We start from the raw sequence: 21516 nt of genomic DNA on the forward strand, positions 1-21516 counted from the left end.
AGCGCGGATCAGATCGTCGCCGTGTCGATCACGAAGCGGTAGCGGACGTCGCTGGCGAGGACCCGCTCGTACGCCTCGTTGACCTCGGACGCGGCGATCAGCTCTATCTCGGCGCCGATGCCGTGCTCCGCGCAGAAGTCCAGCATCTCCTGGGTCTCCCGGATGCCGCCGATCATGGAGCCCGCGAGGGTCTTGCGGCCGCCGATCACCGAGAACAGGTTGAGGGAGACCGGCTCCTCGGGCGCGCCCACGTTCACCAGCGCGCCGTCCACCTTCAGCAGCGACAGCAGGGCGCCGAAGTCCATCGGGGCGGACACGGTGGAGACGATCAGGTCGAAGGTGCCGGCCAGCTCCTCGAAGGTCTTCGGGTCGCTGGTGGCGTGGTAGTGGTCCGCGCCCAGCTTCAGCCCGTCGTCCTTCTTGCGCAGGGACTGGGACAGCACCGTCACCTCGGCGCCCATGGCGTGCGCGAGCTTGACGGCCATGTGGCCGAGGCCGCCCAGGCCGACGATCGCGACCTTCTTGCCGGGGCCCGCGTTCCAGTGGCGCAGCGGGGAGTACGTGGTGATGCCCGCGCACAGCAGCGGCGCGGCCACGTCCAGGGACAGGCCGTCGGGGATGCGGACGACGTAGTTCTCGTCGACGACGATCTTCTCGGCGTAGCCGCCGTAGGTGGGCTCGCCGTCCTTGCCGACGGCGTTGTAGGTGCCGACCATGCCGTTCAGGCAGTACTGCTCCTCGCCGCGCAGGCAGTTCTCGCACTCGCGGCAGGAGTCGACCATGCAGCCGACGCCGACCCGGTCGCCGGCCCGGAACTTCGTCACGCCGGTGCCGACCTCGGTGACGACGCCCGCGATCTCGTGGCCGGGGACCATCGGGAAGATCGCCTCGCCCCAGCCCTCGCGGACCTGGTGGATGTCGGAGTGGCAGATACCGGCGAACTTGATGTCGATCAGGACGTCGAACTCGCCGACCGCGCGTCGCTCGATGGTCGTCCGCTCCAGCGGGGCCTTCGCGGCGGGCGCGGCGTATGCGGCAACAGTGGTCATGCCGGGGTTCTCCTAGCGGTCGATCTCGTGCCCGGCCTTCCTGGTGCCGGGCACGCGTCCAGCCTGCCGCGCGCCCGGCCGCGCGCCCAGACCACGCCTTTGCGTACGACCGCCGTGCCTACCACCAGCGGGGTCAGGCTCGTGGGCATACGACCAGGAATACTGGACGTATGGACAGCAGGGACGAGCAGCCGGACGCGCGAGGACTCACCGGCCGGACCCTGGACCGGCGGGCGGAGCTGAGCGAGTTCCTGCGCAGCCGGCGGGCCCGGCTGAAGCCGGAGGACGTGGGACTGTCGGGTTTCGGACGGCACCGGCGGGTGCCGGGGCTGCGCCGGGAGGAGCTGGCGCAGCTGGCCGGGGTGTCGGTGGCGTACTACACCCGGCTGGAACAGGGCAACGGCCGGAACGTGTCGGCGGAGGTGCTGGACGCGATCGCGCGGGCCCTGCGGCTGACGGACGCCGAGCACGCCCATCTGACCCATCTGGCCAAGCCGAAGGCGCTGAAGAAGAAGCAGGGGGCGCGCCAGCAGCAGGTGCGCCCGGCGCTGGGGCAGCTGCTGCGGACCATGGAGGGCGTGCCGGCGTACGTCGTGGGCCGGCGGGCGGAGATCCTCGCCTGGAACCCGATGGCGGCGGCCCTCTTCGGCGACTGGGCGCAGCTGCCGGCGGCCGAGCGCAACTGGGCCCGGCTGGTGTTCCTGCGCCCCGACTACCGGGACCTGTTCGTCGACTGGGAGCAGAAGGCGATCGACATCGTGTGCGCCCTGCGCATGGACGCGGGCTGCCATCCGGACGATCCGAAGCTGTCGGCGCTGGTGGGCGAGCTGTCGGTGAAGAGCGAGGAGTTCCGCCGGCTGTGGGCCACGCACGACGTCAAGGAGAAGAGCCATGGCGTCAAGCACCTGCACCATCCCCTGGTGGGCGACCTGGCGCTGAACTTCGAGAGCTTCCGGCTGACGGACGGCTCGGACATGTCCCTGGTCACCTACCACGCCGACCCGGACTCCCCCACCGCCGACTCCCTGCGCCTGCTGGCCAGCTGGGGCACGGACGCCACCCGGGCGGTCCCCTCGGCCTAGGGCCGGGCGGCTGCCGTCCGGTCACGGGGAGGTGTCCCCGGCCGGGAGCGGCGAACGGCCCGCAGCGGGCGGGTGCCTGCTGCGGGCCGCTGGTGCGGACGGTCGGCTAGTGCGGGATCACTTGCCGAAGTACGCGTTGTAGATCGTGATCTCCGACGTGTTGCCCTTCTTGTCGGTGATCTTGGCGCGGAACGAGACGGCCTTGTTCTTCGCCGGGTTCTTCACGGTGATCTTGCCGCTCTTGACGGTGGTCTTCGTGAAGGTCTTGCCGTCGTAGGAGACGTAGACGGCGAGGGACTTCAGGTTGCGGCCGGCGGCGGCGCCCTCCACGGTGACCGGGAAGGTGACCTTCTTGCCCGCGGCGACCCGGCTGTCCAGGCCGGTGGTGGCGCCGAAGTGCAGGGCGGAGACGGGCAGCTGGGCGGAGCCGCTCGACGGCTTCTTGGACCGGAAGGTCCAGGTCGCGTCGATCCGGGTGGAGGCCTCGGACACCTTCACGGACCGCTTGACCGAGGTCGTCAGCTTGTACGCCGCGTCACCGGCCGGGACCTTGAAGGTCTTGTCGCCGTACAGCGGGTCGTCGTTCGTGCCGACCTTGGTGCCGTTGCGGTACAGGGTGGTCTTCGCCGAGGTGAGGACCGAGTATCCGGCGTTCTTGGCCGAGTCGGCGAACAGCGGCAGCGCGCCGTAGATCTCGTTGCCGTCCCGGAAGACACCGAGGTCCTTGCTCAGGTGCGGGCCGAAGACGGCGGTGTTGACCGTCTTGGTGTAGCTCTGGCCGGCCTTGAAGGAGAACTGGCCGAGCGCGTAGCCGGCGTCGGAGACCGGGAAGCCGTCCTGGTCCACCCCGCCGTTCTGGCCGAACTCCAGGTTCCAGCGCACGCCGTCCTTGGCGGACAGGTGCAGGGTGCGGGTGCCGGGCAGGTTCTGCGGGATGCTGATGGAGGAGGCGCCGGAGCTGTCGGGCAGCCAGCCGATCGCGTCGACGGAGCCCTTCTTGCCGCGGGCCGCCGCGCCCATCCGGACCTTCACCGTGGCCAGGTCGCCCGCCTTGTAGTGCCGGGTGTAGCCGGCGGCGAGCTGCTTGACCGCGCCGCCGGAGGTGACGTCGTACTCCTCCGTGGCGCCCTTGGTCCAGTGGCCGTCCCACTGCTGGCGCAGCGTGCCGGCGGGCAGCTGCGGACCGAGGTGGGCGGTGCGGAAGTTCTTGTACGAGTCCAGGAACCAGCTGTAGCCGTACTGGCCGTCGCCGATCGTGACGTCGAAGCCCGGCGAGGCGAACTGCGACTTCAGGCCCGAGCCCGGGACGGTGATGTCCACCGGCTTGGTCTTGCGCGCGTCGATGGTGATCGTCTGCTTCTTGTCGACGGTCAGCTTCGGCTGCGCGATCCAGTCGGTGCCCTTGGCGGCGTCCTTCGGGTCGGCGTAGATGCCGGTGTTGAGGATGTACGTGCCCTTGGGCGCGCGCACCTTCACCGTGCCGGACTTGTCGTACGGGTTCTCCCAGACGCCGTTCGCCAGGCCCGCCACGCCGGTGAAGTCGGCGTTGTAGTTCGGGGTCGGCTTGCCGTCACGGCCGATGAACTTCAGCGTGACGTCGTAGGACTCCACCTCGCGCTGCACCGCGGCGGCCGTGCGGACGCTCTGGCCGTCGCCCGTCGCCGTGACGTACGCGGAGTAGGCGCCGTCGACGGTGCCGCCCAGCCTGGTGTCGGCGGTGAGGTCGACCGCGGCCGTGCCGTGCGCCGGGACGGTGACCTTGTCCGCGCCGAGCTTGAAGAAGCCGGCCGGGGCCGCCGCGCCCTTGGGGCCGGTGGCGGAGCTGGTCAGGGTGAGCGTGACGTCCTTGTCGCCGAGGTTGCGGTACGTCAGCTTCTTGGTGACCGGGGTGTCGTCGGTGTGCGGCCACTGCTGGACGCCGAAGCTCAGCGAGACCGGGTCGGCGACGACCGACTGGCCGATGGCCTTGTCGACCTGGATGCGGCCCGAGCCCTGCTCGAAGGGGGTGTACGCGCCGCCCTTGGTGGAGCCGGTCAGGGCGCCCTTCAGCTCGGTGGAGCGCCAGTCGGGGTGCTCCTGCTTCAGGAGGGCCGCGGCGCCCGCGACGTGCGGGGTGGCCATCGAGGTGCCGGAGATGGTCAGGTAGCCCTCGGGCTTCTGGCCGACCTCCTGGTCGATGACGCTGCCCGCGGCCGCGGCGGCGGTGATGTCGACGCCCGGCGCGGTGACGTCGGGCTTGATGGCGCCGTCGCCGACGCGCGGGCCGGTGGAGGAGAAGTCCGCCAGCTTGTCCTTGTCGTCGACGGCGCCGACGGTGAGCGCGGCGTCCGCGCTGCCCGGCGAACCGATCGACTGGGGGCCGTCGTTGCCCGCGGCGATCGCGAACAGGACGCCCTTCTCGGCGGAGAGCTTGTTGACCTCGGCTTCGAGCGGGTCGATCCCGGGGCTGTCGTAGCCGCCGAGGCTGAGGTTGACGACGTCGGCGCCCTGGGCGGCCGCCCACTCCATGCCGGCGAGGATGCCGGAGTCGTCGCCGTAGCCGGAGTCGTCCAGGACCTTGCCGTTGAGGAGTTCGGCGTCCGGGGCCACTCCCTTGTACTTGCCGCCCGACTTGGCGCCGGTGCCCGCCACGATGGAGGCGACGTGCGTGCCGTGGCCGAAGTGGTCGGTGGCGTCGGCGGCGGTGGTGAAGTTCTTCGATTCGGTCACCTGGGTCTTCAGGTCCGGGTGGCGGGTGTCCACGCCGGTGTCCAGGACGGCGACCTTGACGCCCTTGCCGGTGTAGCCGGCCTTCCAGGCTGCGGGGGCGCCGATCTGCGGCACGGACTTGTCGAGGCTGGCCTTGCGGACCCCGTCGAGCCAGACGTGCGCGATGCCGGAGGCGGTCCTGTCGCCGTCGGTGACGGCGTGCCACAGCCCGGCGGTGTCCTCGGCCGGGGTCTGTACGGCGTCCGCGTTGAGCGCCTTCAGGCTGCGGCGCAGGGTGCCCGCGTCCCGCACCTCGGCCTTGGTGGCGGAGGCGGTGCCGCGGTAGCCGACGATGACCTTCAGGCCGCTCTTGTGCGCCTCGCGGGTGGCGGCCTTGTTCAGCTCGGTCACGTCGAACAGGCGCTGGTCCAGCGTGCCGGAGGCGACCAGCCGGGCCGCGTCGGCGGGGATCACCAGCGTGTGGCCGGCCGCCTTGCGGACCTGGAAGGGTATGTGTTCGCGGCCCTTGCCCCGTTCCAGGCCGACGATGCGGCCCTTGGCGTCGAGGGCGACGCGGTCACCGGTGATGAGGGTGACGTGGTGCTTGGCGGTGAGCGCCGAGGCGCCCGCGGTGGTGCGGGCGGGCTTCGCCGACGCGGGGCTGGTCATACCCGCTGCGAGGGCGACTGCCGCGGCCGTTGCCACGGTGGCCGCGGCCGCTCTTTTCACTTGTGCGCGCAAGTTCTCCCCCTGGAGATGAGGTACCGGGCGAATTCCCCGTTCACCCGGCCGGGGGCGGACTCGCACACGTGCGCGCCGGCCTCCCGGGCAACGAAGTATGCCGGGAGGTGATCAGGCGGCTCAATAGCGGAGGGAACGGTGGGAAAGCACGGCCGGAAACTGTTACGCGCCCTCCGGGACACCGTTACAGGATCGCGAAGTCCCTTATAGGGAAGGGGTGTTATGGGATGTCAGGCGCCCGCGTTCTCCTTCACGGTGATCCGCCCCTTGCGCAGGGTGGCCAGGCGCGGCGCCTTGTTCGCCAGCGCGGAGTCGTGGGTGACCATGACGAAGGTCAGCCCGTGCTCCCGCCACAGGCTTTCGAGTACGTCCATGATCTCGTCCCGCATGCCCTCGTCGAGGTTGCCGGTCGGTTCGTCGGCCAGCAGCACCTTGGGCTTCTTCACCAGCGCCCGGGCGATGGCGACGCGCTGCTGCTGGCCTCCGGACATCTCGCCGGGCAGGTGCCCGAGGCGCTCGCCGAGGCCCACCGACCGCAGTGCCTCGGCGGCGCGCTCCCGCCGCTCCCGGGTCTTGACGCCGAGGGGTACGAGGGCGGTCTCGACGTTCTCCTGGGCGGTGAGCGTGGGGATGAGGTTGAAGGACTGGAAGACGAAGCCGATGCTCTCGCTGCGCAGCCCGGTCAGCCGGGCCTCGCCCAGCCGGGCCAGGTCGGTGCCGTCCAGGAGGACTTCGCCGGAGGTGGGGCGGTCCAGGCCGCCGAGCATCTGCAGCAGGGTGGACTTGCCGCCGCCGGTGGGGCCCTGGATGACGAGCCGGTCGCCGTCGGGGATGACGAGGTCGACGCCGTCGAGGGCGTGGACGGTGTCCTTGCCCCTGCTGTAGCGCTTGGTGACGTTCTTCAGTTCGTACACGGGGTGGCTCCTGAGTGGGGTTCGCGGGTGGTCGGCCGGTCGGGGTGCCGGGCTACTCCACCCGCCTCAGCGCGTCCGCCGGGCGCAGTCGCGACGCCCGCCAGCCGCCGAACGCCCCGGCGATCAGGCCGCCCGCCACCGCGAGGCCCACCGCGAGCACGATCGTCGTCATGCCGACCGGGGCCGTGAGCGCCACCTCCAGGGTCTTGGTGGTGCGCCGGCCCGCCCCGCCGAAGCCGCCGCCCGGGCCGGGCCCGCCACCCGTGGCGCCGCCCAGCTGGGCCTGGAGACCGGGGCTGACGGCGGTGACGACGTATGCGCCCAGCAGGCCGAGGGCGATGCCGAGGGCCCCGCCGACCAGTCCGTTGACCATGGCCTCGCCGATCACCTGCCGGGTCACCCGGCCGGACTTCCAGCCCAGGGCCTTCAGCGTGCCGAACTCGCGCACCCGCCGGGAGACGGCGGAGGAGGTGAGCAGCCCGGCCACCAGGAACGCGGCGGCCAGCACCGCGACGGACAGCCAGGTGCCGACGCCGGCGGCGAGGGAGGAGGCCGTGGACAGCGAGCCGGAGACGGTGTCCGCGAGGTCGGCGGAGGTGGTGACCGTCGTGCCCGGGACGTTCTGCCGGATCCGCGACTTGACGCTGTCGATCCGCTGCGAGTCGGTCGCCCGGACGTAGACCGTGGTGACCTTGCCCTTCGCGTCGCCGAGGCTCTGTGCCCGCTTCAGCGGGATGTACAGGTTGGCGGCGGCGTCCCCGCTGTCGGCGGTGGCGATGCCGATCACCGTGAACTTCACGCCCTTGACGGTGACCGTGGAGCCGGTCCCGTACTTCTTCTGCTTGGCGTAGGCGGAGTCCACGACGGCCACCGCGGCGTTCGTCTCCGTCGCCTTGAACGGACGACCGCTGGTGATCTTCGAGGAGGTCAGCGGGCCGAGTCCGGGCTTGGTGACGTCGGTGCCGTAGACGGAGTAGCTGTTGACGTCGAAGTCGGCGCCGCCGCCCTTCACCTCGCCCTGGGGGGCGCCGTTCGCGCCGCCGCGCTGGAAGCCGCCGCCCCCGTCCTGCTGGAACCGGCCCCGGGTGAACTGGCCGCTGACCTTGAGGACCTGGAGGCTGAGCCCGCCGGCCGCGTCCGCGACCCCGGACTGCGCGCCGACCTCGGTCACCGTGGCGGCGGGCAGTGTCTGGAAGCCCTGCACCATGACGCGGTCGCTGCTCTGGGCGGAGTCGTCGTCGCCACCGGCGTCGAAGCGGAAGCGGGGGCGCTGGGCGTCACCGGTGGGCGCCGACGCCGCCTTGGTGACCGTCATGTCCGTGCCCAGTCCGTACAGCGACTGGAGCACCTTGTCCTGGGCCTTGCCCATGCCGTTCGACACGGAGTCGACCACGATGACCAGCGCGATGCCCAGCGCGAGGCCGGAGGCGACGACGAGGGCCGCCTTTCTGCGGCGGCGCAGCTCGCGCCTCAGGTAGGTGAAGAACATGGCGCGAAGCTAGGGACGGACCGTGATGACACGATAAGGCCCGCATAAGAGCAGCATGAGAAGGCGTCCGCACCGCTCCGTGAAACGGCGATGCCGCCCCGGAAGGGGGCGGCATCACACGGGGTTCGGCGGGGCGTCAGACGGCCGAACCGGCCTTCCACTGCGCCCAGTCCATGTTCCAGCCGTTGAGGCCGTTGTCCGGCGAGACCGTCTTGTCGCCGGTGTGCTGGACGACCACGACGTCACCGATCAGCGTGTGGTTGTAGAACCAGGCCGCCGGGGTGCTCGGGTCGTTCGCGCCCTTCGCGTCCCGCAGGCCGACACAGCCGTGGCTGGTGTTCGCGCTGCCGAACACCGACGGCGCGCCCCAGTAGTTGCCGTGGATGAAGGTGCCCGAGGTGGTCAGGCGCATGGCGTGCGGCACGTCCTTGATGTCGTACTCGCCCTTGCCGTCGTCGTCGGTGAAGCCGACCGTGGCGCCGTTCATGCGGGTCTCCTTGAACTTCTCGGAGACCACCATCCGCCCCTCGTACGTCTTGTTGTCGGGGGATCCGGCGGAGATCGGGATGGTCTTGACGACCTTGCCGTCCTGCGTGATCTTCATCTGCTTGGTCTGCGCGTCGACGTAGGAGACCTGGTTGCGGCCGATGTGGAAGGTGACCGTCTTCTGCTGGACGCCGTAGACGCCGTTCGCGCCCTGGACGCCGTCGAGCGCCAGCTTCAGGGTGACGGTGGAGCCTTCCTTCCAGTAGTCCTCCGGGCGGCAGTCCATGCGGTTGGCGCCGAACCAGTGACAGGCGATCTCCTGGCCGCTGCTGGAGCTGACCGTGATGCCCCTCTGCACGGCCGCCTTGTCGGTGATCGCCTTGTCGAAGTTGATCGACACGGGCATGCCGACACCGACCGTGGAGCCGTTGTCCGGCGTGAAGGTGCCGATGAAGCTGTTGGCCGGGGAGACCGTGGTGAAGGAGGCGTTCTCGTGGGCTATGCGGCCCTCGGAGTCCTTGGCCTCCGCGGCGACCTTGTAGGTGGTGGACCGCTCCAGCGGGGTGCTGGGCTTCCAGCTCTTCTTGTCGGCGGACAGCTGCCCGGCGACGGACTTGCCGTCCTGGCCGGTCATGGTGACGCCGGTGAGCGTGCCCTTGCTGACGGTGACGGCGGCGGAGTTGTTGATCGACGCGTTGGCCGAGCCGTCCTTCGGCGTGATCGTGATCTGCGCCTCGGAGGACTTCTTGGCCGCCGCCTCGTCGACCTTGGCCTGCGAGGTGTCGCCGCTGCCGCCGCCCGAGGCGTCGGCGTCGCCGCCGGAACACGCCGTGAGCACGAGCACACCGCCGAGCAGAGCGGAAGCGGCCGCCAGGCGTCCGCGCCGCTTACTGTCCGTCATCACAAGCTTCTCCATCGTTGCCGAGTCGCGATACCCCGAGAGTCCCCCGTCGAGAACCTTCAACGCTACGGCCGGTTCGTCCCGTTCCCGCCCCGTGGATCTGTGGGGCATCCCACGTCCGCGGCTCGCGGCGGTCGACGGTGGTGCGGGATGCGGTCCGCGCGTCCCCCGGGACGACGAAAACCCCGGACGGCGGGCGCCGTCCGGGGTTCTGGTGCCCCGGGACGCTCAGCCGATGCCGTCCTCTTCCTCGTCGTCCTCCCCATCATCCTCGTCCAGGTCCCACTCGGGCGAATCGGGGTCGTAGTCGACGCGCTCGCTGGACCAGGACGCCTGCTGGAGCTCCACTCCGGGCACCTCGCTGACCAGGTCGAACGGGTCCACGAGATACGCCAGGGCCTCGGCGGTGTCTTCCGTCACAGCGGACTCGGCGTGGGCCCGCTCCGCCTGGGGCAGCCCGTCGTCCCCGGCGAGGCGGCGCAGCGCGGCCTTGGTGACCTCGCCCTCGTCCTGCACCTCCAGCACCAGCTCCACCCGAAGCCGCACAAAACGTGATGTCTCTTCTGCGCTCATGACGGGAGCGTACGGCCGAAACCTCCCGTGACTTTCCCGTGACCCGCGCCTTTCACTAACATCGCCCCACACGGCCAATTCGCCAGCGTCACAAGGGGATCGATATTCCGTGTCATCCGTTCGCCGTCCGCTGCTGACCGCCACCGCCGCGGGCACCCTGCTGTGCGCACTGTGGTTCGTCCCGTCCGCGAACGCCTCGCAGAACACCCCGGATAGAGAGGCGGCGGCCACCTCGGCGCCGGCGCGGGTCACGCAGGCCGTGCAGGTCAGAACGGTGTCGGCGCCCGTCCAGAGCACGGACCGGGCGGCCGGGGAGGCCGAACTGGCCGACACGGGCGCCTTCGACACCACCCCCTACGTCGTCGGCGGCAGCCTGCTGCTCGCCCTGGGCGCCGGTTTCGTCGTTTATTCGGTGCGCCGCGAACGCCTGGGACTTTGAGTTTCCTTGACGAAGCCTTGACGTCCCGCACATAGTTCGCTCATGAAGAGATCACCGGGCGTGCGGCTGTGCGCCACAGCCGCTGTGAGCGTGCTGTCGCTCGCCCTTGTCACCGGGTGTGGCAACGAGAAGCCGAAGGACGCGGCGGAGCCGGCCCGGAAGGCGCCGAGCGCCGCCGAGCTGGGCAGGCTGATCATCGCCAAGGGCGAGGTGCCCGGGTTCGAGGTCGGGCCGGTCGAGGGCGGCATCCCGGACCGGGGCAAGGTCAAGTCCGCGGACGCCAAGTGCGATCCGGTGCTCCGGGCGTTCACCGGCATCGCGCCCGGCGCCCCGGCGGCGAACACCAGCCGCATGGCCACCCAGGACAAGAAGAAGGACCCCGCGGACGACGCCACGTCCCTGGACGACCTGACCGACGGCAAGTTCGAGGACGCGCTCGGCAAGTCCATGGACCTGGACGTCACCGTGGTGACCCTGGCCTCGTACGACGGGGACGGCGCCGAGCGGGCCCTCGCCTCGGTGCGGGACGCGGTCAAGGCGTGCGCGGCCGGTTTCTCCGGCGAGCAGGACGGCGAGAAGGGCACGTTCACCAAGGTCGCCGAGGAGAAGCCGGTGGGCACCGGTGACGCGTCGGTGGCGTTCACCGCGACCAACGAGGCGGGCGAGGACGGCGCCCTGCCGCTGCACGCCGAGGTGGTGCGGCACGGCGGCACCCTCGCGGTGTACACCACGGTCAACATCGGCGCGATGATGAGCAAGAAGCCCTACGCGGTCTCCGCTCCGGTCGTGAAGGCGCAGGCCGCCAAGCTGACCTGACGGTCCGCCACGGACAGGGCGGGGCCCCGGACACGGTCCGGGGCCCCGTTCCCGTTCAGCGGAGCGGGCCGGTGACCTTCTCCACGGCCGCCACCAGCTCCCCGCCGCGCACGAAGGCGTCGGCGGCGGCCAGGTCGGGCGCCAGGAACCGGTCCGGGCCCGGGCCCCGGACGCCGGCGGCGCGCACGGCGTCGATCACGGCCCGCGTGGCGGGCGCCGGGGTGAGGCCCTCGCGCAGCTCGACGGCGCGGGTGGCCGCGTACAGCTCGATCGCGATGACCCGGGTGAGGTTGTCCACCGCGGTGCGCAGCTTGCGCGCGGCCGACCAGCCCATGGAGACGTGGTCCTCCTGCATGGCGGAGGACGGGATGGAGTCCGCGGAGGCCGGTACGGCGAGCCGCTTCAGCTCGCCGACCAGCGCGGCCTGCGTGTACTGGGCGATCATCAGCCCGGAGTCCACACCGGCGTCGTCGGCGAGGAACGGCGGCAGGCCGTGGCTGCGGTTCTTGTCCAGCAGCCGGTCGGTGCGGCGCTCGGCGATGGAGCCGAGGTCGGCGGCGGCGATGGCGAGGAAGTCCAGCACGTAGGCCACGGGCGCGCCGTGGAAGTTGCCGTTGGACTCCACCCGTCCGTCGGGCAGGACGACGGGGTTGTCCACGGCGGAGGCCAGCTCCCGTTCGGCGACCAGGCGGGCGTGCGCGACCGTGTCGCGTCCGGCGCCGGCGACCTGCGGGGCGCAGCGCACGGAGTAGGCGTCCTGGACGCGCGGGGCGTCGTCCTGGTGGTGCCCGGTGAGCCCCGAACCCCTGAGCACGGCGAGCATGTTGGCGGCGCTGGCGTCCTGCCCCGGGTGCGGGCGGATGGCGTGCAGCTCGGGCGCGAGGACCTTGTCGCTGCCGAGCAGCGCCTCCAGGGTGAGGGCGGCGGTGACGTCGGCGGACTTGTAGAGGGTGTCCAGGTCGGCGAGGGCCATGACCAGCATGCCGAGCATGCCGTCGGTCCCGTTGAGCAGGGCGAGTCCCTCCTTCTCGCGCAGCTCGACGGGCCGGATCCCGTGCTCGGCGAGGAGTTCCCCGGCGGGCCGGACCCGCCCGTCGGGGCCCTCCGCCTCGCCCTCGCCCATGAGGGTGAGGGCGCAGTGGGACAGCGGGGCGAGGTCGCCGGAGCAGCCGAGGGAGCCGTACTCGTGCACGACCGGGGTGATCCCGGCGTTGAGCACGTCGGCCATGGTCTGGGCGACCTCGGGCCGCACCCCGGTGCGGCCCGAGCAGACGGTCTTGAGCCGCAGGAACATCAGGGCCCGGACGACCTCGCGCTCCACCCGGGGGCCCATGCCGGCGGCGTGCGAACGGACGATGTTGCGCTGCAGCTGGGCGCGCAGCTCCGGGCTGATGTGCCGGGTCGCCAGGGCGCCGAAGCCGGTGGAGACGCCGTAGACCGGGTCGGGCTTGGCCGCCAGCGCGTCCACGATCTCCCGGGCCGCCGCGAGGGCCGCCACCGCCTCCGTCGACAGCTCGATGCGGGCACCGCCGCGCGCCACGGCGAGAACGTCGGACGCGGTGACCCCGGACGTCCCCACCACCACAGTGTGCATATCCATATTCAGGAGCCTACGCATTGAATGCGGTGGTGTCACTAGTGGGTCCCGGAGGCGCCCCTTACCGCTCGGTGCGGTTCCGCCTCACGGCAGGCGCCCGCGGAACCGGCGCCGCTCGGCGCGCGGGGGCGGCGGCTCGTCGGCCAGCCGGACGACCGGGTCGCCCGGCCCCTCCCGCCCGGCCACCACCGGCCGGTCCAGGCGCAGCGCCTTGGCCCGGTACTGGGCGGCGTCCGCGAGCCGGAACAGCCGCCGGGCGTCGCGCACCTCGCCGATCGGCTCCTCGGTGGAGGCGACCCCGCACGCCACCCCCTCCCCCGGCTCCAGCTCCCCGGCCCTGCGGCACAGCTCGTCCGCCGCCTTGACCACGTCGTCGGCGGGCGGCCCGACCGCGACCAGGCAGAACTCGTCCCCGCCGAGCCGCGCGACCAGCGCGCCCGGCACCATCGCGCCGCACAGCGACAGCACCGAGCCGAAGCGTTCCAGGAGCCGGTCGCCGACCGCGTGCCCGAGGGTGTCGTTGACCCGCTTGAGCCCGTTCAGGTCGCAGACCACGAGGCTGACCACCTCGCCCTTGGCGCGGTGCCGCTCGACGGCCTCCTCCAGGCACACGTCCACGGCCCGGCGGTTGGCGAGCCCGGTGAGGGCGTCGGTGAAGGCGAGCCGGCGGGCCTCCTCCAGCCGCTCGGTCTGCGCGATGCCCGCGGCGACGACGGCGGCGAGCACGGTGGCGAAGTCGGAGTCGGCCCGCGCGAACACCGGGGCGCCGGCCGGGCGGGCCACGTACAGCTCCCCCCAGGCCCGGCCGTGCAGGACGACCGGGGCGACGACACAGCACCCGCGCCCCCGGCGCCGCAGGGCGACGACCCGCTGGTGGAAGTAGCCCGGGGTCCCGGCCGCCGGACCGTCGGCGGTCTCCACCCACGCGTTGGGCCCGCCGCCGCCGGCCCACCGCTCGTGCAGGAACTCGGTGATCTCCGGGAACTGGTGCACCGGGTAGGTCTCGGCCTCCGGGAACTCCTCCTCGTCCGCGCCCCTGTCCCCCACGTTCACGAGGACCCGGAGCCGGCCCAGCTCCCGCTCCCACACGGACAGCGCGGCGAAGCCGCCGTCCAGCGCGTGGCAGGCGCCGAGGGCGGCGGCCTGCCAGCACTCCCGGGGGGTGTGCGCCGCCGCCATGCCCTGAGCCAGCGCCACGACCGCGGCGAGCCGCTTGTCCTCACCCATTACTCCAGATTAGGGAGTAATACCGATATAAGGGATATCTGTGCGGCGATCAGGTGGACGACGGCCGGCCCCTCGGTCCGCCACCCTCCCCCGTGCCCCGTTCGGGGACCGCTACTCCCCCGGCCACTCGGGCCTGCGCTTCTCGTTGAAGGCGGCCACGCCCTCGGCGCGGTCCCCCGAGAAGGCCACCGAACGCCATGCCGCGTCCTCGACCTCCAGGCCCGCCCGCAGGTCGAGCCCGTGGCCGAGCCGCAGCGCCCGCTTGGCGGCCCGCAGCCCGACCGGCGAGTTCCCGGCGATCCGCGCCCCGAGCTCCAGCGCCTCCGCGCGGTCGCGGCCCTCCTCCACCAGCCGGTCCACCAGGCCCAGCCGGGCGGCCTCCTCCGCCTCCACCCGCCGGGCCGAGAAGATCAGCTCGGCGGCCCGCGCGGCCCCGACCCGCCGGGGCAGCAGCTGCGTACCGCCGCCGCCCGGGATCACGCCCACGGACACCTCCGGCAGCCCCACCACGGCCGTACGGTCCGCCACGATCAGGTCGCAGGAGAGAGCCAGTTCGAAACCACCGCCCAGCGCGAACCCGTGCACCGCCGCGATCGTCGGCATGGGCAGCTCCAGCACCCCGGTGTACGCCGCCCGCGCCACCGGCCGCTGCCGCACCAGCTCGGCGTCGGTGAAGGAGTTGCGCTCCTTCAGGTCCGCCCCGACACAGAACGCCCGTTCGTGCGACGAGGTCAGCACGACCACCCGGGCGTCGCGGTCACCGGCGAGCGCGGCGCACGCGCCCGCCAGGGAGCGGGCCATTTCCGTGGAGACGGCGTTCATCGCCTTGGGCCGGTCCAGCACCAGCTCCGCGACGTGCCCGTGCCGCCGCACCAGCACGAACTCCCCGTACCGCTCCTCGCTCATGACACCCTCCGGTTAACGCGGGTTAACTCCCTGTGGGACCGATCATCGCAGCCGTACCCGAGCCGGGAAAAGACCGGGGGGCTACGCCCGTTCGAGTGGCGTACCGACATGCGCACGATCCGGCGCGGAAGGGGCGCACGCGCCGGTGACCGCGCCGGGCGCACGACGCGGCCACCACGCAGGCGCCCCCGCACCCGACGCCGGACGCCGGTCAGGGGCGAGTACCTCGCGGTGGGCGGTGCGGGGCCCGGCCCGTGCGCGGACGTACCCGGCGACCCGGCGGACGCGGCCGGGGCCGCCCTCCGGGCGGACGGCGGGAGTGCGCCGGCCGGAGCTAGGAGGACCGGCCCTCGCGGCGGTTGAGCAGCCACGGCTCGACCACGCCGAGCCCGCGCACCGGCCGCTGCCACATCGGCTGCAGGGCGAAGCGGTACGACGCCGACTCCTCGCCCTCCTTCTCGGCCGCCGCGGCCTCCGCCTCGGAGACGGGGGCCTCGCCGGTGCGGATCAGCTCCTCGGCGAAGGCGCTGTCCACCAGCACGGCGTCGCGCGGGGCTATCGAGGTCAGCCGGGAGGCCAGGTTCACCGTCGTACCGAACACATCACCCATCCGGGTGGTCACCGTGCCGAAGGCCATGCCGACCCGCAGCTCGGGCATCGTCTCGTCGTTCGCCAGCGTCTCCACCAGGCGCAGCGCGATGTCCGCGGCGACCCCGGCGTCGTCCGCCGCGTACAGCACCTCGTCGCCGAGGGTCTTGATCAGCCGGCCGCCGCGCGCGGCCACCAGGTCGGCGGCGGTGGTCTCGAACGCCTCCACCAGCTCGCCCAGCTCCTCTTCCTCCATCCGGCGGGTGAGCCGGGTGAAGCCGACGAGATCGGCGAAGCCGACGGCGAGCCGCCGGTCGACCATCTCCTCGTCGTCGGCGGCCTGCACGACCCGGCCCGTCGCGGCGGCGAGCTGCCGGCGCCAGACGTAGACCAGGAACTCCTCCAGCTCCGGCAGCAGCAGCTCGACCAGCGGGTACGTCACCTCGGTGCGGGTCATGCCGGGCTCCGGGGGCTCGGTCAGCCCCTCCAGGAAGGAGTCGATCTGCCACTCGGCCAACCGGGCGGTGGTCTGCCCGGTGGACCGGGCCACCTGCACCGCCATCGCCTCGCTGAGCAGCCCCGCCTCCACCAGACCGGCGAGCCGCCGCAGGGCCAGGACGTCGGCCTCGGTGAGCGCCTTGGCCTGCCCTATGTCCGCGAACCCCATGGCCCGCCAGAACCGGGACGCCAGCTCCATGGAGACACCGGCGCTCCGGGCCGCCTGGAACGGGGTGTAGCGGCGCTCGGCACCCAGGATGAGCTGTTCGAGCCGCAGGGCGAGCGGGTCCTCGCCGTTGTCGGGGGCGTGGGGATCCACCCGGCCGTCCCCGCCAGCGCCGGAGCCCGTGTCGTCGACGGTCACGCCTGCTGCCCTTCCGATCTGCCGCGGTCAGGTATCGACCGGCCTCAACTCTACGGCAGGTGTGCGCCAGCTCACTCCGTCGGGTTGGGCCGACGGGCCCCTTTCCGGCACCGGGCACCGGCGCCGGGACCACGGGCGACCGTGGCCCCGGACCCCCGTGGCGGACCAGGTCCGGGGCGGGCCCGCCGTGGCCGGGACGCGCCCGCGGGGGCGCCGCGGGCACCGGACCCACGGCCCGCGCCGGACACACGACCGGCACCCGGCACACCACGGAACACGAGCCCCCGGACACGAAGCGGCCCCGCACAGGCGCCGCAGGCACCGAACTGGAGACACCTCAAGCGCGAAGCGCACCCGCACCCGAAGCCCCCGGCCAAGCCCCCGGCAGGGTCACGCGGGCCGCAGATGGACGATGTCCCCCGCCCCCACCGGCTGCTGGACCCCCTCCCCCGTGGCGATGACCAGCCGCCCGTCCCCGTCCAGCGCCACGGCCTCCCCCACCACCGACCGGTCGCCGGGCAGCTCGGCCCGGACCTCCCGCCCGAGCGTGGCGCACCCCGCCGTGTACGTCTCCTGCAACCCGCACGCCGAGGGATCGCCCCCCGCCGCCCGCCAGCGCCCGTACCAGTCCTCCAACGCCCGCAGCACCGCGCGCAGCAACGGATCCCGGTCCGTCCCCGCCGCCCCGGCCAGCGCCAGCGACCCCGCCTGCGGCACCGGCAGCTCGTCCGCCCGCAGGCTGACGTTGATGCCGACGCCGATGACGACACCGTCGTCACCGGCCCGCTCCGCGAGGATGCCCCCGGCCTTCCGCTCCTGGCCGCCGACGGTCACCAGCAGGTCGTTCGGCCACTTCAGCGCCGTGTCCACGCCCGCCGCCCGCGCCAGCCCGGTCGCCACCGCGACCCCGGTCAGCAGCGGCAGCCAGCCCCACCGTTCCACCGGCACCTCACGGGGCCTGAGCAGGACGGAGAAGAACAGCCCGGACCGCGGCGGCGCGCTCCACCGCCGGTCCAGCCTCCCCCGGGCCGCCGTCTGCTCCTCCGCGACCAGCACCGCCCCCTCCTCGACACCCCCGGCGGCGGCCCGCGCCACGAGGTCGGAGTTGGTGGAGCCGGTCTGCCGTACCACCTCGATGTCGCGGTACAGCCCCCCTTCCCGGACCAGCCCGCGCCGCAGCGCCGCGGCGTTCAGGGGCGGGCGGTCGAGGTCGGACCAGGGGCTGTCGTCTGATGGATTCTGCGGCGTCATGCAAGCCACCCTAGGTGTGGTAAACGACGCACTGCCGATCGGTAGCCCCACCACTACGCTACGAACGAGTAACCGTCCCCCCTTTTGAGCAGGCAGGGAGCCGCATCCCGATGTCCGAGCCGGAAGAGCGTCACGAGATCCAAGGGATCGACATTCACACGACCGCGGGGAAGCTCGCGGATCTCCAGCGGCGCATCCACGAGGCGACGCACGCCGGTTCGGAACGCGCCGTCGAGAAGCAGCACGCCAAGGGCAAGCTGACGGCCCGTGAGCGGATCGAACTGCTGCTGGACGAGGGATCGTTCGTCGAGCTGGACGAGTTCGCCCGGCACCGCTCCACGAACTTCGGCCTGGACGGCAACCGCCCCTACGGCGACGGCGTGGTCACCGGCTACGGCACGGTCGACGGCCGCCCGGTCGCCGTCTTCTCCCAGGACTTCACCGTCTTCGGCGGCGCCCTCGGCGAGGTCTACGGCCAGAAGATCGCCAAGGTCATGGACTTCGCGCTGAAGACCGGCTGCCCGGTCATCGGCATCAACGACTCCGGCGGCGCCCGCATCCAGGAGGGCGTCGCCTCCCTCGGCGCGTACGGCGAGATCTTCCGCCGCAACACCCACGCCTCCGGTGTCATCCCGCAGATCAGCCTGGTCGTCGGCCCGTGCGCCGGCGGTGCGGTCTACTCCCCGGCCATCACCGACTTCACCGTCATGGTCGACCAGACCTCGCACATGTTCATCACCGGGCCGGACGTCATCAAGACCGTCACCGGCGAGGACGTCGGCTTCGAGGAACTGGGCGGCGCCCGCACCCACAACACCGCCTCCGGCGTGGCCCACCACATGGCCGGCGACGAGAAGGACGCCGTCGAGTACGTCAAGCAGCTGCTGTCGTACCTGCCGTCCAACAACCTCTCCGAGCCGCCGGCGTACCCGGAGGAGGCGGACCTCGCCGTCACCGACGAGGACCGCGAGCTGGACGCGCTCGTCCCCGACAGCGCCAACCAGCCCTACGACATGCACACGGTGATCGAGCACGTCCTGGACGACGCCGAGTTCTTCGAGACCCAGGCCCTGTTCGCGCCGAACATCCTCACCGGCTTCGGCCGCGTCGAGGGCCGCCCGGTCGGGATCGTCGCCAACCAGCCGATGCAGTTCGCCGGCTGCCTGGACATCGCCGCCTCCGAGAAGGCCGCCCGCTTCGTGCGCACCTGCGACGCCTTCAACGTCCCGGTGCTGACCTTCGTGGACGTGCCCGGGTTCCTGCCGGGCGTCGGCCAGGAGCACGAGGGCATCATCCGGCGCGGCGCCAAGCTGATCTACGCCTACGCCGAGGCCACCGTCCCGCTGATCACCGTGATCACCCGCAAGGCCTTCGGCGGCGCCTACGACGTCATGGGCTCCAAGCACCTGGGCGCCGACCTCAACCTGGCCTGGCCCACCGCCCAGATCGCCGTCATGGGCGCCCAGGGCGCGGTCAACATCCTGCACCGCCGCACCATCGCCGAGGCGGACGACGCCGAGGCCACCCGCGCCCGGCTGATCCAGGAGTACGAGGACACCCTCCTCAACCCCTACGTCGCGGCCGAGCGCGGCTACGTCGACGCCGTGATCATGCCCTCCGACACCCGCGCGCACATCGTCCGCGGCCTGCGTCAACTGCGCACCAAGCGGGAATCCCTGCCTCCGAAGAAGCACGGCAACATCCCCCTGTAGGCCCCGCGGACCCCGGGAGCGTCATGAACATCAAGGTCGTACGAGGCAACCCGACCCCGGAGGAGCTGGCCGCCGCCCTGGCGGTGGTCCATGCCCGCGCCGCGGCGGCGGCCACCGCGCCGTCCGGCGCGCGGGGACCGAGGGACGCGTGGTCCGACCCGGCCCGCCTCGCGTCCCGGCACGTCCCGGCGCCGGGCCCGGCGTCGTGGACGCGCACCTACTGGCCGGGCCGGGGCTGACCCCCCGGCGGCGGGAGTTCCGGGTGCCGATCTGAGTACGCCTACTCAGGCACCGGCACCCGGTGCGGCCGCACGCTGGGGGCATGCTGTGGTCAGATCCGGAGAACGAGCCGCCCGAGGAACTGCGCGAGGCGCAGAACATGCTGCGGCGGCTCGGTCTCCTCATGGCGCTGGCCATGGTCCTGGCGATGATCGTGATCGGCCTGAGGTGAGCCGCCCGGCACGCCGTGGCTAACCTGGCCGCATGACTGCCAACCGCCGCAGGCGACTCGTGCTCGCCTCCCAGTCCCCCGCCCGGCTGGGCCTGCTCCGGCAGGCCGGACTCGCCCCCGAGGTCATCGTGAGCGGCGTCGACGAGGACGCCGTCACCGCGCCGACCCCGGCGGAGCTGGCGCTCGCCCTGGCCGAGGCGAAGGCGTCGGTGGTCGCGGCGCGGCCCGAGGTGCAGGGCGCCCTGGTGATCGGCTGCGACTCGGTGCTGGAGCTGGACGGCAAGGCGCTCGGCAAGCCGGCCGACGCCGAGGAGGCCACCGCCCGCTGGAAGAACATGCGCGGGCGGGCCGGGGTGCTCCAGACGGGGCACTGCGTGTGGGACACGGAGGCCAAGCGGTACGTGTCGGCGACCGCCTCCACCGTCGTCCGGTTCGGCGAGCCCAGCGACGCCGAGATCGCCGCCTACGTGGCCTCCGGGGAGCCCCTCCACGTGGCCGGCGCCTTCACCCTGGACGGCCGTTCGGCACCGTTCATCGAGGGCATCGAGGGCGACCACGGCAATGTGATCGGCATCAGCCTGCCCCTGATCCGCAGGCTCCTGGCGGAACTGGGCGTCGGCATCACGGAGTTGTGGGCGCCACAGCGGTGACCCGGGCGCGGACGGCGCCCCGGGGCGGGAGGTCGTGGGGCGGGAGGTCGTGGGGCGGGACGTCGTGGGGCGGGACGTCGTGGGGCGGGACGGAGTCCTGGGGCTCGCCGTCGCCGTCCCGGGGCTCGGACGCACGGCCCGCCGGCGCGTCCCCGTCGACGGGTTCCGCGTCCGGCCGCGGCACCGCCGCCGGTCCGCCGCCCGCCCCGGGCGTGCCGCCGGGGACCGCGCCCCGCGGGCCGGGCGCGCGGTCGTACGTCATCAGCAGCAGCACGATCAGCCCGAGGACGACGATCATGAACACGAACGCCGTCCAGCCGAGCAGGCCCCAGGCGAACGCGCCGAGCAGTCCGTGCACCACGGCGGCGCTGATCAGCGCGACGCGGCCGAAGCCGGCCGGGGCGCGGTCGCGCACCGCGACGAGCAGGGCGACCAGCGCGCACAGCGCGAAGTAGAGCCCGAAGAGGATCCCGGCGACCTTCGAGGACGTGGCCATGACGTCGGGGTCCAGGCCGGCCAGGGACATCTTCTGCCGGTCGACGACCACGCCGAGGAGCCAGTTCACGCCCGCGACGAGCACCGCCTCCGCGAGGAGGACGACCGCCACGACCCATGCCACCGGTCTGCGCACCACCGGGCCCCACCCACTCTCACGCCGACAGCCTGTTACCCCAGGTACGTCCGAGACACCGCGAACGCTACTAACGGGTAAACCAAGGGACAAGGGTTCGGGTGGCAGCAAAGAATCATTGGGCCATTCGTAGGGACTCGACAAAGAATCGGAGTGGGCCGCAGCACGCCCGCACAGAGACCTTGGCCACATGACAGGGCTAGGGTTTGCCGCAGGAGTCCTGCGTACCGCGGTGCGACATGGGCTTTCTCTGGTCGAGCGGGCCTCGTATCACGCTCCGTGTGGGCAAGCTCACCACTGGGGACGGGTCGAAGTGCCGTGTCGGCAGTCCCTAAACTCGGCTTGTTTCAAGGAGGGAGCCTCAATCGTGCGCAAGGTGCTCATCGCCAACCGTGGCGAAATCGCTGTCCGCGTGGCCCGGGCCTGCCGGGACGCCGGGATCGCGAGCGTGGCCGTCTACGCC

20 protein-coding genes are annotated in these 21516 nt (G+C 72.3%); 8 read left to right on the forward strand and 12 right to left on the reverse strand.

What is annotated here, in order from left to right; genetic code table 11:
* Nucleotides 1-8: 8 nt before the first annotated feature.
* The gene (locus tag ACZ63H_RS23580) at nucleotides 9-1049 is read right to left on the reverse strand and encodes an NAD(P)-dependent alcohol dehydrogenase (RefSeq protein ID WP_469868017.1); all 1041 of its coding nucleotides are present in this window, start codon (nucleotides 1047-1049) and stop codon (nucleotides 9-11) included.
* 170 nt (nucleotides 1050-1219) lie between these two features.
* On the opposite strand from ACZ63H_RS23580, the gene ACZ63H_RS23585 reads away from it, so the two are divergent.
* On the forward strand, nucleotides 1220-2131 hold the full coding sequence (locus tag ACZ63H_RS23585; RefSeq protein ID WP_469868019.1) for a helix-turn-helix domain-containing protein: 912 nt from the start codon (nucleotides 1220-1222) through the stop codon (nucleotides 2129-2131).
* A 117-nt stretch (nucleotides 2132-2248) separates the two neighbouring features.
* On the opposite strand, the gene ACZ63H_RS23590 is transcribed toward ACZ63H_RS23585, so the two are convergent.
* The 5 genes from ACZ63H_RS23590 to ACZ63H_RS23610 all read right to left on the reverse strand — a co-directional run bounded on the left by ACZ63H_RS23590 (nucleotide 2249) and on the right by ACZ63H_RS23610 (nucleotide 9923).
* Nucleotides 2249-5488: a S8 family peptidase gene (locus ACZ63H_RS23590; protein ID WP_469868021.1), complete on the reverse strand. Its 3240-nt coding sequence runs from the start codon at nucleotides 5486-5488 to the stop codon at nucleotides 2249-2251.
* 302 nt (nucleotides 5489-5790) lie between these two features.
* On the reverse strand, nucleotides 5791-6474 hold the full coding sequence (locus tag ACZ63H_RS23595; RefSeq protein WP_469868023.1) for an ABC transporter ATP-binding protein: 684 nt from the start codon (nucleotides 6472-6474) through the stop codon (nucleotides 5791-5793).
* 52 nt (nucleotides 6475-6526) lie between these two features.
* Nucleotides 6527-7963: an ABC transporter permease gene (locus ACZ63H_RS23600; RefSeq protein ID WP_469868025.1), complete on the reverse strand. Its 1437-nt coding sequence runs from the start codon at nucleotides 7961-7963 to the stop codon at nucleotides 6527-6529.
* A gap of 136 nt (nucleotides 7964-8099) precedes the next feature.
* Nucleotides 8100-9350 carry a L,D-transpeptidase gene (locus tag ACZ63H_RS23605; protein ID WP_469868027.1) on the reverse strand — a complete coding sequence of 417 codons (1251 nt, stop codon included), beginning with the start codon at nucleotides 9348-9350 and terminating at the stop codon, nucleotides 8100-8102.
* 228 nt (nucleotides 9351-9578) lie between these two features.
* Nucleotides 9579-9923 (reverse strand): hypothetical protein, encoded by a 345-nt coding sequence (locus ACZ63H_RS23610; protein WP_469868029.1) that lies wholly within the window; start codon nucleotides 9921-9923, stop codon nucleotides 9579-9581.
* A gap of 109 nt (nucleotides 9924-10032) precedes the next feature.
* On the opposite strand from ACZ63H_RS23610, the gene ACZ63H_RS23615 reads away from it, so the two are divergent.
* Nucleotides 10033-10362 carry an LAETG motif-containing sortase-dependent surface protein gene (locus tag ACZ63H_RS23615; protein ID WP_469868031.1) on the forward strand — a complete coding sequence of 110 codons (330 nt, stop codon included), beginning with the start codon at nucleotides 10033-10035 and terminating at the stop codon, nucleotides 10360-10362.
* 42 nt (nucleotides 10363-10404) lie between these two features.
* Nucleotides 10405-11178, forward strand: coding sequence for a hypothetical protein (locus ACZ63H_RS23620; RefSeq protein WP_469868033.1), 774 nt, complete (start codon nucleotides 10405-10407; stop codon nucleotides 11176-11178).
* A 55-nt stretch (nucleotides 11179-11233) separates the two neighbouring features.
* Here the strand turns inward: ACZ63H_RS23620 and hutH are convergent, their stop codons facing one another.
* The 5 genes from hutH to ACZ63H_RS23645 all read right to left on the reverse strand — a co-directional run bounded on the left by hutH (nucleotide 11234) and on the right by ACZ63H_RS23645 (nucleotide 17609).
* Nucleotides 11234-12772, reverse strand: a complete 1539-nt coding sequence (hutH, locus tag ACZ63H_RS23625; RefSeq protein WP_469868063.1) for a histidine ammonia-lyase — start codon at nucleotides 12770-12772, stop codon at nucleotides 11234-11236.
* A gap of 87 nt (nucleotides 12773-12859) precedes the next feature.
* Complete coding sequence (locus ACZ63H_RS23630; RefSeq protein ID WP_469868035.1) at nucleotides 12860-14002, reverse strand: GGDEF domain-containing protein; 1143 nt, start codon at nucleotides 14000-14002, stop codon at nucleotides 12860-12862.
* Between the two features lie 111 nt (nucleotides 14003-14113).
* Nucleotides 14114-14908: an enoyl-CoA hydratase/isomerase family protein gene (locus tag ACZ63H_RS23635; protein ID WP_469868037.1), complete on the reverse strand. Its 795-nt coding sequence runs from the start codon at nucleotides 14906-14908 to the stop codon at nucleotides 14114-14116.
* Between the two features lie 334 nt (nucleotides 14909-15242).
* Nucleotides 15243-16358, reverse strand: a complete 1116-nt coding sequence (locus tag ACZ63H_RS23640) for an adenylate/guanylate cyclase domain-containing protein (protein ID WP_469868039.1) — start codon at nucleotides 16356-16358, stop codon at nucleotides 15243-15245.
* A 390-nt stretch (nucleotides 16359-16748) separates the two neighbouring features.
* Entirely contained in the window at nucleotides 16749-17609 is an 861-nt protein-coding gene (locus ACZ63H_RS23645) for a biotin--[acetyl-CoA-carboxylase] ligase (RefSeq protein WP_469868041.1), read from the reverse strand.
* Between the two features lie 110 nt (nucleotides 17610-17719).
* Here ACZ63H_RS23645 and ACZ63H_RS23650 point away from each other — a divergent pair, with 110 nt between their 5' ends.
* The 4 genes from ACZ63H_RS23650 to ACZ63H_RS23665 all read left to right on the forward strand — a co-directional run bounded on the left by ACZ63H_RS23650 (nucleotide 17720) and on the right by ACZ63H_RS23665 (nucleotide 20422).
* A complete protein-coding gene (locus ACZ63H_RS23650; RefSeq protein WP_469868043.1) occupies nucleotides 17720-19321 on the forward strand; it encodes an acyl-CoA carboxylase subunit beta in 1602 nt (533 codons plus the stop codon).
* 23 nt (nucleotides 19322-19344) lie between these two features.
* The gene (locus tag ACZ63H_RS23655) at nucleotides 19345-19560 is read left to right on the forward strand and encodes an acyl-CoA carboxylase epsilon subunit (protein ID WP_469868045.1); all 216 of its coding nucleotides are present in this window, start codon (nucleotides 19345-19347) and stop codon (nucleotides 19558-19560) included.
* Between the two features lie 83 nt (nucleotides 19561-19643).
* Nucleotides 19644-19772, forward strand: a complete 129-nt coding sequence (gene mmpB / locus ACZ63H_RS23660) for a morphogenic membrane protein MmpB (RefSeq protein ID WP_267925621.1) — start codon at nucleotides 19644-19646, stop codon at nucleotides 19770-19772.
* A gap of 32 nt (nucleotides 19773-19804) precedes the next feature.
* Nucleotides 19805-20422, forward strand: coding sequence for a Maf family protein (locus tag ACZ63H_RS23665; RefSeq protein WP_469868047.1), 618 nt, complete (start codon nucleotides 19805-19807; stop codon nucleotides 20420-20422).
* Here the strand turns inward: ACZ63H_RS23665 and ACZ63H_RS23670 are convergent.
* Nucleotides 20394-21041 carry a hypothetical protein gene (locus tag ACZ63H_RS23670; RefSeq protein ID WP_469868049.1) on the reverse strand — a complete coding sequence of 216 codons (648 nt, stop codon included), beginning with the start codon at nucleotides 21039-21041 and terminating at the stop codon, nucleotides 20394-20396. The two genes, ACZ63H_RS23665 and ACZ63H_RS23670, sit on opposite strands and share 29 nt — an antisense overlap.
* 379 nt (nucleotides 21042-21420) lie before the next feature.
* On the opposite strand from ACZ63H_RS23670, the gene ACZ63H_RS23675 reads away from it, so the two are divergent.
* Nucleotides 21421-21516: biotin carboxylase N-terminal domain-containing protein (locus ACZ63H_RS23675; RefSeq protein ID WP_279617129.1), on the forward strand; the 96-nt coding region annotated here is incomplete at its 3' end.

The sequence above is a fragment of the Streptomyces sp. NPDC104831 genome, from assembly GCF_055583025.1.